The sequence below is a fragment of the Pedobacter antarcticus genome (genome assembly GCF_900103515.1).
GTDB lineage: Bacteria > Bacteroidota > Bacteroidia > Sphingobacteriales > Sphingobacteriaceae > Pedobacter > Pedobacter antarcticus.
This window is the reverse complement of sequence record NZ_FNGZ01000003.1, coordinates 311,921-326,115: the sequence shown is the minus strand read 5'-3', so window position 1 is coordinate 326,115 and position 14,195 is coordinate 311,921. Positions and strand designations below refer to the sequence as shown.

Here is a 14,195-nt window from a genome sequence, read left to right as displayed (position 1 = left end):
CTGATTCCCGACTTTAAAGTCAGAAATCAGCTGATCACTCAACCGGCGATCAAAATTTGATTAAAATCCTAAGTTTAAGCCTAAACTATAAGTTCTTGGTCTTGGGTATAAATTATAATCGACACCACTGCCAATCTCCGGATCAAGTCCTTTATAGTCGGAAATCACGAACACATTCTGCACATTAGCGGTTATCCGCAAAGTAGTTTTGGAATTCGCGCTAAGCGGACCGAAGTTATAAGCTACACCTGCATTATCCATTTTCAGGAAAGAAGCATTTCTGATATAATAGTCACTCAAGAACTGGTTATTAGAGAATCCTGTGTTCATCAAATCAACCGCAGCGTTGTTAATCAGGCCACTTGGACTCAATACATTTCTGTCTACACCAAAATTGGAAGACACATTGTCATAAATATAGTTACCCAGATTGGCACGCAAAACGGTGCTTAATGTCCATTTTTTATAATTGAATGAAGTTGTAAAACCCATAATATACTTAGGCGCCGGTGCATGGTAGAAATATCTGTCCTGCTCAGTCACTACTCCATCTTCATTCGTGTCTTCATAAATACCTTCAAGTGGCTTACCATTGGTATCATATACTTGTTTATAAACGAAGAAAGCTGCAGGATTGTAATTAGCGGCATTCCATTTCAATGTAGTACCGGTTGCACCAGTGATATTACCCGCACCGATCTTGAAATTCGGATCCGGGTTTAAGGAAAGATTAGTTACTTTATTTTTATTGTAGGTAACATTGAAACCCATATCCCAGTTTATGTCGCTGCTTTTTATCAATGCGACGTTGATACTCGCCTCAATACCTTTATTCTCCATATTACCGACATTTGTCAATAAAAGGTTACTAAAATTGGTTCCAACAGGAATAGGTACGGTACTTAGCAAGTCTTTGGTTTTTTTATAGTAAACATCGACGCTACCAAATACTCTTCCGTTAAAGAAACCGTAATCTAAACCGGCATTGTAAGTCTCTGAAGTTTCCCATTTCAAATCTTTATCGTAGGCAAGCGGCGAGAAGAAATGATAAAATTTATCTCCTATCTGATATTGAGCTTCATTTACACTGCTGTAATAATTAGGCATATAACTGTAGTTCGCTATGCCATCCTGCTGACCGGTTATACCGTAGCTTAAACGAAGTTTTAAATCGGAAAGAACCTTACTGTCTTTCAGGAAAGATTCATCAATCGCTCTCCAGGTAAAACCTGCAGATGGAAAATATCCCCAGCGTCCGGCTTCACTAAATTTAGAGGAACCATCTGCACGCATGGTACCTGATAAGATATATTTATCTGCAAGGGTATAAACTAAACGGCCATAATAAGATAGCAACCTGTTTTGCTGAACATCAAATGGAAAAACCGGAGTGGTCTGAATCCCACCCAATGCATTATAGGCCGTGAAATTATAGGTTTTAACCGCATTGTCGTAAAACCCGTAACCCGCAGTTGCGTTAATATTACTGTTAATACCTTTCAGGTCTTTAGAATAATTAAGGTAAAATTCTACTAGTTTATTGTGTTGAACTTCTTCGTACTGTGTCGATTCACCTAAGTTTGCAAATTTCTGTGCAGCATATGCTGGGATTAAAGTTTTTCCATATCCTTTGGACACGTCATAACCTACATTTGCATTAGCATGTAATTCCGGAAGAAAGTGGAAAGAGTAATCCAGGCGCATATTACCGAAACTTCTGTCTGCATAACCTGTATTATTTTTTTGCTCAATTAATCCAAGGGGATTTCTTGGTGCATTCGGGTTCAGCTGGCCTGTCGAGCCTACCCATTCATAGTAGCCACCAAACTGATTGTTTGCATAAATACTTTGAGTCGGATCAAATTGTATCGCTGCGCCAACCGCATCCTGATTTGCAAAACGTGATTCACTGATTGTACCTTTCAGATTCAAATCTACTTTCAGGTGCTTGTCAAAGAAAGTTGGGTTAATCGTAATTCCACCGGATGCACGTTTCAGACGATCGGTTATTAGCAAACCTTTCTGATCAAGGTAACCTGCAGAAACGCGATAAGGAATATCCTTAAAGCTTCCAGAAATACTCAGGTTATTATCTGTAGTAAAAGAATTGTTGAAGATCGCGTCCTGCCAGTCTGTACTTGCAGAACCTAATAAGCCGATCTGCTCTGGCGTACCATGTGTATTTACATATTCACGAATCTGATCACCGGATAATACGTCAACCTTTTTTGCAACCGTAGCATATGAATTCACTGTACTGAAGTCAATGCGCGGCTCGCCCGATTTACCTTTCTTAGTGGTAATCAAAATAACACCATTTGAGGCACGTGAACCGTAGATAGCAGTTGCATTTGCATCTTTTAAGATGGTAAACGTTTCAATATCATTAGGATTTACAAGACTCAGTGCGTTAGCAGAACCTGCAATTTTGTTACCGCTAAATGGAATCCCGTCGATTACGATAAGCGGATCATTACTGGCATTCAGAGAAGCACCACCCCTAACACGAATAGTACTCCCAGAACCTGGCTGCCCACCATTAGACGTAATAGACACACCGGCAACTTTACCGGAAATTAATTGTTCTGGAGAGGTAATATTTCCAGCCTGAAAGTCTTTAGAGCTTACTGTTGTAATCGAGCCGGTCAGATCTTTTTTCTGTGCGGTTCCATAACCAATCACAACGACCTCATTCAAATTCTGCGCATCTGGTTTCAAAGAGAAGTCAAGTACGGTGTTACCGCTTACAGTTACTGCTGACTCTATTGAGGTGTAACCAATATAGCTTGCAGTCAACGATATCGGACCATTTGCAACGCCGGTAATTTTATAATTACCGTTACCATCGGTCATCGAACTCTTACCAAGACCTTTGATGAGCACAGAAGCACCGGGTAAACCGAATCCTGTTTCATCAACCACTTTTCCGGATACTGTTCCGGTCTGAGCCTGTGCGGTAATTATGCTTAATGTAAGCACGAAAAACAGACAGTATCTCATGATGTAAAATAGCTTCATATTTTATACTTTTTTGGGGGTATATATTTGGATAATAGCAGTGTGTATTACACTCGAGGTAAATTTACATCTGAGATCCATAAATCAAAATATTATATTAAAATAATTTATATGGCAGTATTTTATACTTAAATATGCCATATTTTGGCAGAATAATTTTTATACACAAATCACAACAAAAACTATTACTCGTGATTAAAATATTGATTATCAAATATTTGAAGTAAATAAAAATGATAAATAGTGTTTTTTGTACACTAAGTGACTTTATGTCCTTTTTACGGGAACGATACCGGGAACGTTCCCAACTTACTTAGAGAGGGAAGCGGCCTTCAGAAGATAAACTATCCGGAATTCTGCGTATTTCAGTTGGGTCAATGCTTTTTTTAACAGAAAAACACAGCGAAACCGGCATAAAAATACCGGTTAAAAAAAGTCCTTGAATCTGAAGAAATGGAAGAGATATTTGATTTAAACGGCAGTCGATCTGCGTTTGATTAAGCGAGAAACTAAAACTATTTTTTCATTGCTATTTACGGTATCCGGCTGCTCGAGCATCTTAAATAAAAGAGATGCTGCCTCTACACCTATTCTGGTAGCTGGCTGGGTAACAGTAGTCAGAGAAGGATTTAATAGCGGTGCGATTTCAAGGCTTGAAAACCCGACGACTTTTAACTGTTCGGGAATTTGAACGCCCAATTCATGACAAGCTGTATAAGTAGCGAAAGCCAGACGCTCCACCGACGTGAATACGCCATCAGGTTTCAGTTCCTGCAACATATGTTTCAGAATCTGCCCGTTTTTACGATAACTATTGGTACAGTCCACAACCAGATGGTCATCAAATGGTATTCCGTACTTTTCTAATGCATCCAGATACCCCTGCATCCTGGTCTTCCCGATAGAAAGATTTTTATTGATTACTAAATAGGCAATACGCTGGCAACCTTGCTTAATGAGGTGTTGAGTGGCTGCAAAACTACTTTCATAATCATTAGTTATTACTCGTGGTGCAGAAATGTCTTCATAAACTCTATCGAAAAAAACCAACGGAAGCCTCTTATTATTCAGACCGTTCAAATAGGTGGGATCATTCCCCTCTCCGGAAACTGACATAATAATCCCGTCGGCCCGACCGTTATGCAAATGCCTTATAAAGGAGACTTCTTTTTCGAAATCATCATCTGTTGCGTAAATCAGGATATGATACCCCTTACTCCGGGCAACCCCCTCTATTCCATGAATTGCCTGAGAGAAAAAATTATTTGCCAGTTCAGGAACGATTACAGCTATTGTCTTACTACGCTGTTCTCTAAGATTACTTGCATAATGATTCGGCTGATAGTTGAGTTCTTTAGCCGCAGCAAGTATCTTATCTTTCGTTTCCCTGCTGATATCGCTGTTATCCCGGAATGCCCGGGAAACAGTCGATGTAGATAAATTTAGAGCTTTAGCTAGTTCTTTGATATTGATATTACGCATGGAAAATGCTGGAATTACAAATAATATAAGAGTAAATATAGATGAATTTCCTCAATAGCCTTATTTAACTGCAATTTTTACCGAAAATACCTTGCCTAATCATTCCAACGCCAGTCACCGGCTATCTTTAAAGGCAACTCCAAATTATTTTGTTTAAGAAAATCCTTCAATTCATTCTCCGTTTGTCTACCAACAGGGATTACAGGTGTGTTAGCCAGAGCATATGTTAACATAGCTGAATAACGTACAGTATTCTTCAATTCCTGCTCATCGACTAGATGAAAACCGTCACCATCTGAGTGATAGAAAGGACCCGAATTATTTGGTAGTTTGCCGCCAGTTCCACCTGCAGTCGGAATACCTTCCAGCATAAACGGCTGATGATCACTATGTAGTCCGGCTCCAGCCCTGAAGAGATTTTTATAGCCGGTATCTATCTGTGCAATTTGTGTACCCCAGCCTTTAATCAAATCCTCCATTTCTTTCCGGCTTGTCGTAACTCCTTTAGGATCATTAGTCATGTCGTAGTTCAGCATATACTTGATTTCACCTAACTCGTTTTTTGCTTTAGCGTCGCGGACAAAAGCTTTAGATCCTAAAAGGCCCTGCTCCTCTCCCATAAACATGACGAATTCTACAGTTCTTTTAGTCTTTAATTTGAGCGTTTTAAAGGTTCTTGCCATATCCATTATGGCAAATGAGCCTATACCGTTATCTATTGCACCAGTGGCAAGATCCCAGCTGTCCAAGTGTCCGCCGAGTACGATTTTTTCTTTCGGAAACTCCGTACCCTTCAATGTCGCAACAACATTTCTGGCCTTAATCATCCCGGAGAAATTGGTCATATTTAAGTTGGCATACTGAGGTTTTTTAGCCAGTTCTGCCTTAACAGCCATTCCATCTTCCAATCCTATACAAGCCGCTGGTATTGGAATAAGCTTACCGGTTACCGAAGCCGTACCCGTTAGCAGGACTCCATTTTTAACGCCATTAATAATGATGATACCGGTTGCTCCGTATTTTGTAGCCAGGGCCGTCTTTTCAGAGCGGTGTAATCCCGGTGTTCCGGCTGGTGAACCAGGTAGAACTCCTAGATATACAAGTGCGATTTTCCCTTTAACCTGACCTGCTTTTTTTTGATAATCCTCATCCAGGCCATTCCCCATATCTACGAGTTCTCCACTTACATTAGCTTTCACAGGTGAATGCGCAAGTGCTACTGAGGCGACTTTATGTAAATTTGAAGCTCCATCACCAATTTTCGTCTCGTTAGTCAACCTGCTCCAGCTCTCCACTTCAAATGGCTGGTAACGCACATCATACCCATAAGATTTCAATAGCTTAAAAGCATACTCTTCTGCTTTCGCACCATTTGCAGATCCGGTTAAACGGTGGCCGATTGTAGAGGTCGCATCTTTCAGCGTCGAATAAGCCTTAGAATGCTGCTGGACTTCTGAATTAATTTGTTTAAATGCCGGAGAAAAATTGTCCTGAGCGTAAGCGGACACGGCGAAAGCCGATAAAAAGAGAAAGCAAGAGGTCTTCATGGTCTTATTTTTTGATTAAATTAAGTTATTTCTTAATATCAAAAAGAATTAAGTCCCGATAATCTGCTTTCGTATGATGATTGTTACTTTTTACGTTCTGTTGTATAGCGAACAAGCTGTTCAAGACCAGTTCTGGCCTCACTTTCGGGAAAAGTATAGAGAATATCAAATGCTTCCTGCTGATATTGGGCCATTTTTTCGGATGCGTAACGAACCCCTTCTTTTTCATTTACGAAATCTATGATTTCCTGTATCTTTTTAGGATCATCTTTATGATTCTTCACCAAATTGATCATCCTTTTCTTTTCTGCCTTATCGGAACGGTTTAGTGCATAGATTAGAGGGAGCGTAACTTTCTTCTCTTTGATATCAATTCCAAGTGGCTTTCCGACGTCATCGGTACCGAAGTCAAAAGTATCGTCCTTAATCTGGAAAGCTATCCCCACTTTTTCACCAAAAGCATGCATCTGCGCAACCTGCGCATCGTCAGCACCTGCAGAGGCAGCGCCGCAAGCGCAGCATGATGCTATTAATGAGGCTGTTTTCTGTCGGATCACATCGAAATAAAGTTCTTCGCTGATGTCCATACGGCGAACCTTCTCAATCTGGAGCAATTCGCCCTCACTCATTTGTCTCACAGCTTCAGAAACGATCTGTAACAAGCGGAATTCGTTATTATTCACCGACAAGAGCAGTCCTTTGGCCAATAGATAATCTCCTACAAGGACTGCAATTTTATTCTTCCATAATGCATTAATTGAGAAAAAACCACGGCGTTCGTAAGCATTGTCGACAACATCGTCATGAACTAGTGTTGCTGTATGCAATAATTCAACTAATGCAGCGCCACGGTGTGTTGATTCCAGAATACCGCCGCAAAGCTTGGCTGCAAAAAAGACAAACATCGGCCTAATCTGCTTTCCCTTTCTTTTTACAATATAATGCGTAATACGATCCAGTAATGGAGCATCACTATGCATAGAAGCTTTAAATTTTTCTTCAAAAACTTCGATATCTGCAGCTATAGGTTTCTTGATCTGATTTATTCCCGGCATTCACGCTAAAATTAATGGGCAAACTTAATTAAAATCGGCTAATTGCCGGCTTTAATGCTTTCTAAAAATAAGATTTAAAGGATTTCGGCAGAAATATGCCTGATAATTTGAGCTGCATGTACTCTTGAGTTCTCAATAAACCATTGATGTGTATCTCTTCCTCCACAAACAACCCCTGCCAGATATAAACCGGGCAAAACAGTCTCCATCGTTTCCTCATTATACGCAGGTTCATGCTTTTCCGTATCTGCCAGCTGAACACCCAAACGTTCCAGCATGCCAAAATCCGGTTGGTACCCGGTCATCGCGATTACAAAATCATTCTCCAGGATTATATGACCATCCGGAGTCTGTATAGTTACCTCACCATCACGGATTTCCGTTAATTCCGAATGAAAGTATACTTTGATAGCCCCCTCTTTAATCCTGTTTTCAATATCTGGTCTGACCCAGTATTTCACATAGGAACCAATCTCTCCTCCACGGATAACCAAGGTAACCTGTGCCCCCTTACGGTAGGTTTCTAACGCAGCATCTATTGCAGAATTATTAGCCCCAACTACAACTACTCGCTGAAACGCATAAAGATGCGGGTCTTTATAATAGTGCGTAACCTGAGGTAGTCCCTCACCGGGAATATTCATGAGTAACGGGATGTCGTAAAAACCAGTAGCAATAATGACTTTTCTGACTTGGTAAGTCCTTTTAGATGTTTTTACGAGAAAACTACTTCCGACACTATCAGCCGATCTTTCAACCTGCTCAACCCGTTCAAATAACCGAATATTCATAGCGAACTTTTCTGCTACACGACGATAATATTCTACAGCTTCATTTCGGTTGGGTTTAGGATTAATGCTGACAAATGGCACCTCTCCGATCTCCAGCTTTTGTGAGGTCGAAAAAAAAGTCATAAAAACAGGATAATTGAACAAACTGTTTACCAATGCCCCTTTTTCGACAATAACGTATGAAAGGCCGGCACGCTGTGCTTCTATAGCACAAGCCATCCCTATCGGCCCGGCACCAACGATCAGGATATCATACTTATCCATTTTCACGAGCTGAAGATGTTTCGGTAAAGGAGTCGGAACGTAAAAGTCCGGTTGACTTAATTGCACCGTAACCACCCTGCACGTCCACCACTTCATTTATTCCACGGGCTTTCAGGATAGAAGCAGCTATCATTGACCGGTAACCACCAGCACAATGGATAAAGTATTTTTCATTTCTTTTCAAATCCCCGGTCCAGTCGTTGATATAATCCAATGGACGGCTCTGACCCGTGACCAGATGACCTGATTCGAATTCTCCCGGCTTTCTCACATCAATAATAGCTGTATCAGGGTTTGACAACATTTCCTTTTCAAAATCCAGGGCGCTCACCGAATGAATCTGATCAGTGTTTCTACCTGAACTTTTCCAGGCAGCGATACCGCCATCTAGAAATCCAATTGTCTGATCGTAGCCAACTCTGGATAACCTGGTAATTGCTTCTTCTGCTTTACCTTCATCTACGACCAGCAGAAGTGGCTGGTGCAGATCCGTGATCAATGCACCCACCCATGGAGCGAACTGACCATTTAAACCGATATTAATTGAGGTTGGAATAAAATCAGCAGCAAAATCCTGCGGTGCCCTAGTGTCAATAATTAAGGCTCCATGGTGTTCGGCTGTAAATTCAAATTCTGCCGGATCCATTGGAACCATTCCCTTTTCCCTGACCTGATCAAAACTTTCATAACCTGCCTTGTTGATCGCCGCATTCTTGGCAAAATACTGTGGTGGGGGCAGAATTCCATCAGTCACCTGTGCGATGAAATCACGACGTGATTCGGCCATTAAGGCATAGTTAACTTTTCTTTGGTTGCCAAGGGTATCAAAGGTTTCCTTACTCATATTTTTTCCGCATGCGGATCCTGCCCCATGAGCTGGATAAACGAGAATATGGTCTGGAAGGGTAAGTATTTTTGTTTGCAGAGAATCATATAAAGTACTGGCCATATCTTCCATAGTCAGGTTTCCTTTCTGCACAAGATCCGGCCGGCCAACATCCCCTATAAATAGGGTATCACCGGTGAAAATGCAATAAGGTTCACCAGCTTCGTCTTTAAGCAGGTAAGTTGTGGACTCCGGTGTATGACCAGGCGTATGCAATACTGTAATTTCGAGGTTACCTACTTTAAAGACCTCTCCATCAGTGGCAATATGTGCATCAAAATCAGTTTGTGCCGTTGGGCCGTATATAATTTGCGCACCTGACTGTATGCCGAGATCAACATGACCAGAGACAAAATCAGCATGAAAATGCGTCTCAAAAATGTACTTTATATTAGCTCCATCTTTCGCCGCTTTCTTCAAGTATGGTGCTACTTCGCGAAGAGGGTCAATAATTGCGGCCTCCCCGTTACTCTCAATATAATAAGCTGCTTCGGCCAAACAGCCTGTATAGATTTGCTCTATTTTCATTTCTTTTTTATTAGACGATTTATCCTGCAAAGACGCATGGACAATCCTGTTCAGGCAACATAACGAAGTGCAAATTAGCTAATTCCGTTCCGATCTCTGTTTTCGGGCGGACAATTTACATTCCGCTTACTAAGCTGTCAGTTCTCCCCGGAGATTTTGTTCCATCAGGCTTGCAATTTCAGCTGTAGTTAACCCTTTGCCCATCAAGTACATCAGCTTGGTTACCGTAGCTTCAAAAGTCATATCGTACCCACTTACTATACCCATTTGCTGTAATTTCTTACTGGTCTCATATTTACCAAGTTCAACTGAGCCCCCCTGACACTGAGAGATATCAATAATCAGTTTCCCTTGATCCAGTGCTTCCTGCAAACTATCAATAAACCAACTCGCTGTTGTCGTATTTCCCGAACCAAAAGTTTCCATAACTATAGCATCTACACCTGATCGTGTCACTGCCTGTACTGCTTGTGGTGTGATACCAGGGTACATCTTAAGCACCCCAATATTAGCGTTGAAATTAGACTGCACTTCCAGTTTTCCCTTCGGATGTGGCAAAATATAATTCGTATAGAAAGATAAATTAACCCCCGCTTCGGCAAGTATATGATAATTTGGAGATTGGAAAGCCTCAAATTTTTCAGAATTGTATTTAATTGAACGATTACCGCGGAACAACTGGTAATCAAAGTAAATACATACTTCAGGAACCATTGCTACTCCGTCGTCCTTTCTGGCAACAATTTCGAGTGCAGTAATCAGGTTCTCTTTTGCGTCGGTACGGATCTCTCCGATAGGCAGCTGGGATCCTGTTAATACCACAGGCTTATCCAGGTTCTCCAGCATAAAACTCAATGCGCTGGCCGTGAAAGCCATTGTATCAGAACCGTGTAATACCACGAAACCATCATAACTTTCATATTCCGACTTAATAATCCGCGCAATCTCCGCCCACACTGACGGATCCATGTTAGAAGAGTCCATAATCGGATCAAAAGAATGCACACCAATCTGGTAATTCAACCTGGCGAGTTCCGGCACATTCTGCTGAATTTGCGCAAAATCAAATGGTATCAATGCCCCTGTAAGAGGATTATTTACCATTCCTATAGTTCCACCTGTATAGATGATAAGAATTTTAGTCATTAAACTATCTGTTAAAAATTTTAATAGAGTTTTCCGTTGTTATACGAGCTATTTCCTCCACGCTAAGCTGGTATATATCAGCAACTCGCTGGGCTATATGAATTAAATAACTACTTTCATTTGGCTTTCCGCGAAATGGGACCGGCGCGAGATAGGGCGAATCTGTCTCCAGCACCAGGTGCTCAGGAGATATTCCTTCAAGAACTGCGTCAAGACCTGCCTTTTTATAAGTGACGACACCGCCGATTCCCAGATAAAAGCCAAGATCTATCGTTCGTTTGGCCTGCTCCAGGTCGCCTGTAAAACAATGTAGAATGCCGCGTAGTTCCGGACCTCTTTCGGCTTCCAACACATCAAATACTTCATCAAATGCTTCCCTGCAGTGAATAACTATCGGAAGCCCAAGTTCCTTTGCCCAACCGATCTGCTTTAGAAAGGCATCGCGTTGGATATCCAACGTCGTTTTATCCCAATAGAGATCAATACCAATTTCGCCTATTGCGCAGATATTCCGTCCGCTGATTCCAGCATAAAGCTGATCCAGTACAAACTCATATCCGGGCTTAACATCACAAGGGTGTAAGCCACTCATTGCAAAACAGTTTTCCGGGTAAAGGGAAACAAGCTGATCGATTTTAGAAACAGAATCAAGGTCTACATTGGGAAGAAACAATCGCCCGATCTGGTTATCCAGGCATCGCTTCATTAGTTCGCCCTGTTTCTCTTTATCCGTTTCATAGTATAAATGTGTATGCGTATCCGTTAAAAGCATATTCAAAGTTAATAAAAAAACCCTGTCCGGAATGCCGGACAGGGTTTGTATCTAAGCTAAATATTCGTTTAAATATTATGGTTTCTTAGCTGGTGCTGCCGGAGCAGCTACCGCTTTCTTAATATCAGTGATTTCCACATCGAAAGCTAGTGGAGAAAACGGAGTAATACCCGCTTGTGGCATACCGCCCTCACCGTATGCTAACTGAGAAGGGATAATCATTGTAATTTTACCACCTTTGCCAATCAGTTTAAGACCTTCATCAAATCCTGGAATCGCTCTTCCTAAAGTAAAAGGACGAGGACCGTATTGGGCCATTGGATTATCTTTTCCTGCTTGTTTTGCGATAGTTTCTACACTTGTATCGAAAACATTATCTTTTCCATCAGACTTCTTAGGAAGTAATTTACCTGTGTAATTTACCATTAAAGTATCAGTAAGACCAGCTCTTTGTGCATCACCAGGTGCGGTAATTACATATTGTAAGCCCGATGCTGTAGTCTGAACTTTAAGTTTATTATCATCTATAAACTTTTTGATTTTCCCTGTTTCAGCAGCTTTATGCTTCGCTACAGTTTCCTGAAAATCTTTCTGGAAGAATTCAGTTGCTTTTCTCTGGAACACTGAGTCTGCTTCTCCAGAAGCTTTGTGCATTACTTTTTCGATTTTCACAGTGAAAACCATATATCTGTCTTTCTGTGTAGCTGGTTTTGGCTGATTAGAATGTTTAGCCATTGAATCCAGGTCAATTTTAAAAGTTGCACTATCACCTTCTGCCAATAACATCAGGGCATCAGAAATATCACCATCCCATTGTTTCTTTGAAACAGGGAAAACAGCTGGCTGCTGAATGTCGTATGTACTACTCGTAACCGAATCCTTTTCAGTTTTCTGAATTGCATTGATTTTAATAATATCGCCTTCAACAATCTTATCTTTTCCTTCGGTTTTGTGAATCTGGTACATCAGGCCACCCGGACCTTTTTTAAAGTTATTACAAGCGCCAAGACCAACCGTGGCAGCTACAAGAATAATGAATGATTTTTTCATCAGAATATATTTGTTTTTTTTTAGTTTTTATGATGCTTGCCAGAAACTTTTATTTTTATCCCAGCAGCTTTCATCAATGTATGAATAGATTTTTTTTAATAACTCTTTTATTGTAACAACTGTGTTTTATATTCAGGAAGTATAGCTTTAAAATGCGCCACCGTATCTTCCAAATTCATATCCGATACTCCACCAGCAGCATTTCTATGTCCGCCACCGTTAAAATATTTATTACATATTTCATTCGCAGGAAAATCACCTGTTGAGCGCAAAGATAATTTAACTTTATCAGTTCTTTCAATGATAAATGCAGCCAATCTGATCCCATTTACGGATAGCGCATAATTCACAATACCCTCAGTATCACCAGTCACGATCTCAAAACGCTTCAACTCCTCTGCAGTTACGGTAATAATAGCAGTATTATATTCACGCAGAATCTCCAGTTTGTTGGTCAGACAGTTACCCAGGAAACGTAAACGATTTTCAGTGGCATTATCATATACCAGCTGATGAATTCTCCAGTGTTCTGCACCCGCATCAATCAGATCTGCACCGATTCTGTAAACTGCCGATGTAGCAGAAGGGAAACGGAAGCTACCTGAATCTGTCATAATACCAGTATAAAGACAAGTTGCAATATCCTTGTTCATCAGGGCTCCGTCCTGTAGCACATTTACAATAAAATCATAAACAAGCTGTGCGGCAGCGCAAGCATTAATATTCCAGTGACGGTAATCATCAAAATCTTCAGGATCAAGATGATGATCTATCATTACTTTATAAGCAGATGCGCTGCGGATCACTTCACCCAATTCATTGATCCTGCTAAGCGTATTAAAATCAAGACAAAATACCAGTGAAGCCTCACTGACAAGCTTTTCTGCATGTTCTTTTGCCTCGGTATAAATAATAACGTCGGAGTTATTAGGCAGCCAGTGCAGAAAGTAAGGATAATCTGTCGGCGTAATCACTTTCACGTGATGACCTTTTTGGATCAGATAAGCGTATAAGCCAAGAGATGAACCCATAGCATCGCCATCCGGTTTATGATGTGTTGTAATTACAATTTGCTGCGGCGTGGCAAGCAATGACTGAAGTTCTAAAAGGGATAGCATATTTTTTCGCTGCAAAGCTAATAATTTAATGATGAAATGATTCGTATATAATTTGATGTTTAATATTAAGCGTAGAAAATGTAATTTTGCAAAATAAATAATACAAAGATGACTACAAACAGAACATTTACAATGATTAAGCCAGATGCAGTAGCAAACGGGCATATCGGAGCAATTATCAATGACATTACTGCTGCAGGTTTTAAAATCATTGCTTTAAAATACACAAAACTAACTGCTGAAACAGCTGGAAAATTTTATGAAGTTCATAAGGATCGTCCATTCTATGGAGACCTTGTAAACTTTATGTCTTCAGGACCTATCGTGGCTGCAATTTTAGAAAAAGACAATGCTATCGAAGATTTCAGAAAATTAATTGGCGCAACTAATCCTGCTGAAGCTGCAGAAGGAACTATCCGCCAGAAATATGCTAAATCTATTGATGCAAATGCTGTTCACGGTTCTGATTCAGACGAAAATGCTGCAATTGAAGGAGATTTCTTCTTTACTGCAGATGAGCGTTTCTAAACATTCCCAT

11 protein-coding genes are annotated in these 14,195 nt (G+C 40.6%); 1 reads left to right on the top strand and 10 read right to left on the bottom strand.

What is annotated here, in order from left to right; all coding sequences use genetic code 11:
- Nucleotides 1-60 precede the first annotated feature (60 nt).
- The 10 genes from BLR53_RS08625 to BLR53_RS08580 form a co-directional block, all read right to left on the bottom strand.
- Nucleotides 61-3,018, bottom strand: coding sequence for a SusC/RagA family TonB-linked outer membrane protein (locus BLR53_RS08625; protein WP_037440657.1), 2,958 nt, complete (start codon nt 3,016-3,018; stop codon nt 61-63).
- A 471-nt stretch (nt 3,019-3,489) separates the two neighbouring features.
- Nucleotides 3,490-4,500: a LacI family DNA-binding transcriptional regulator gene (locus BLR53_RS08620; protein WP_037440660.1), complete on the bottom strand. Its 1,011-nt coding sequence runs from the start codon at nt 4,498-4,500 to the stop codon at nt 3,490-3,492.
- Between the two features lie 95 nt (nt 4,501-4,595).
- A complete protein-coding gene (locus BLR53_RS08615) occupies nt 4,596-6,047 on the bottom strand; it encodes a M28 family peptidase (RefSeq protein ID WP_074589008.1) in 1,452 nt (483 codons plus the stop codon).
- 83 nt (nt 6,048-6,130) lie between these two features.
- A complete protein-coding gene (locus tag BLR53_RS08610; RefSeq protein WP_074589006.1) occupies nt 6,131-7,102 on the bottom strand; it encodes a polyprenyl synthetase family protein in 972 nt (323 codons plus the stop codon).
- A 74-nt stretch (nt 7,103-7,176) separates the two neighbouring features.
- Nucleotides 7,177-8,157, bottom strand: a complete 981-nt coding sequence (locus BLR53_RS08605) for a YpdA family putative bacillithiol disulfide reductase (protein WP_074589004.1) — start codon at nt 8,155-8,157, stop codon at nt 7,177-7,179.
- Nucleotides 8,150-9,571 (bottom strand): MBL fold metallo-hydrolase, encoded by a 1,422-nt coding sequence (locus BLR53_RS08600; protein ID WP_074589001.1) that lies wholly within the window; start codon nt 9,569-9,571, stop codon nt 8,150-8,152. The genes BLR53_RS08605 and BLR53_RS08600 overlap by 8 nt, the downstream gene beginning before the upstream one ends.
- 129 nt (nt 9,572-9,700) lie before the next feature.
- Nucleotides 9,701-10,717 carry an asparaginase gene (locus BLR53_RS08595; protein WP_037440668.1) on the bottom strand — a complete coding sequence of 339 codons (1,017 nt, stop codon included), beginning with the start codon at nt 10,715-10,717 and terminating at the stop codon, nt 9,701-9,703.
- 4 nt (nt 10,718-10,721) lie between these two features.
- On the bottom strand, nt 10,722-11,489 hold the full coding sequence (locus tag BLR53_RS08590) for a TatD family hydrolase (RefSeq protein ID WP_074588999.1): 768 nt from the start codon (nt 11,487-11,489) through the stop codon (nt 10,722-10,724).
- Nucleotides 11,490-11,564: 75 nt separating this feature from the next.
- The gene (locus tag BLR53_RS08585) at nt 11,565-12,539 is read right to left on the bottom strand and encodes an FKBP-type peptidyl-prolyl cis-trans isomerase (RefSeq protein WP_074588997.1); all 975 of its coding nucleotides are present in this window, start codon (nt 12,537-12,539) and stop codon (nt 11,565-11,567) included.
- Nucleotides 12,540-12,646: 107 nt separating this feature from the next.
- Nucleotides 12,647-13,657, bottom strand: a complete 1,011-nt coding sequence (locus BLR53_RS08580) for a DHH family phosphoesterase (RefSeq protein ID WP_037440675.1) — start codon at nt 13,655-13,657, stop codon at nt 12,647-12,649.
- A 108-nt stretch (nt 13,658-13,765) separates the two neighbouring features.
- Between BLR53_RS08580 and BLR53_RS08575 the strand changes: the two genes are divergently transcribed.
- On the top strand, nt 13,766-14,185 hold the full coding sequence (locus tag BLR53_RS08575; protein ID WP_037440676.1) for a nucleoside-diphosphate kinase: 420 nt from the start codon (nt 13,766-13,768) through the stop codon (nt 14,183-14,185).
- Nucleotides 14,186-14,195: the final 10 nt, after the last annotated feature.

What these genes read in the sequence shown, in the direction of transcription:
- BLR53_RS08585 (WP_074588997.1), bottom strand. Translation starts at nt 12,539, where the DNA reads ATGAAAAAATCATTCATTATTCTTGTAGCTGCCACGGTTGGTCTTGGC.
- BLR53_RS08615 (WP_074589008.1), bottom strand. Translation starts at nt 6,047, where the DNA reads ATGAAGACCTCTTGCTTTCTCTTTTTATCGGCTTTCGCCGTGTCCGCT.
- BLR53_RS08610 (WP_074589006.1), bottom strand. Translation starts at nt 7,102, where the DNA reads ATGCCGGGAATAAATCAGATCAAGAAACCTATAGCTGCAGATATCGAA.
- BLR53_RS08575 (WP_037440676.1), top strand. Translation starts at nt 13,766, where the DNA reads ATGACTACAAACAGAACATTTACAATGATTAAGCCAGATGCAGTAGCA.
- BLR53_RS08580 (WP_037440675.1), bottom strand. Translation starts at nt 13,657, where the DNA reads ATGCTATCCCTTTTAGAACTTCAGTCATTGCTTGCCACGCCGCAGCAA.
- BLR53_RS08625 (WP_037440657.1), bottom strand. Translation starts at nt 3,018, where the DNA reads ATGAAGCTATTTTACATCATGAGATACTGTCTGTTTTTCGTGCTTACA.
- BLR53_RS08590 (WP_074588999.1), bottom strand. Translation starts at nt 11,489, where the DNA reads ATGCTTTTAACGGATACGCATACACATTTATACTATGAAACGGATAAA.
- BLR53_RS08595 (WP_037440668.1), bottom strand. Translation starts at nt 10,717, where the DNA reads ATGACTAAAATTCTTATCATCTATACAGGTGGAACTATAGGAATGGTA.
- BLR53_RS08600 (WP_074589001.1), bottom strand. Translation starts at nt 9,571, where the DNA reads ATGAAAATAGAGCAAATCTATACAGGCTGTTTGGCCGAAGCAGCTTAT.
- BLR53_RS08605 (WP_074589004.1), bottom strand. Translation starts at nt 8,157, where the DNA reads ATGGATAAGTATGATATCCTGATCGTTGGTGCCGGGCCGATAGGGATG.
- BLR53_RS08620 (WP_037440660.1), bottom strand. Translation starts at nt 4,500, where the DNA reads ATGCGTAATATCAATATCAAAGAACTAGCTAAAGCTCTAAATTTATCT.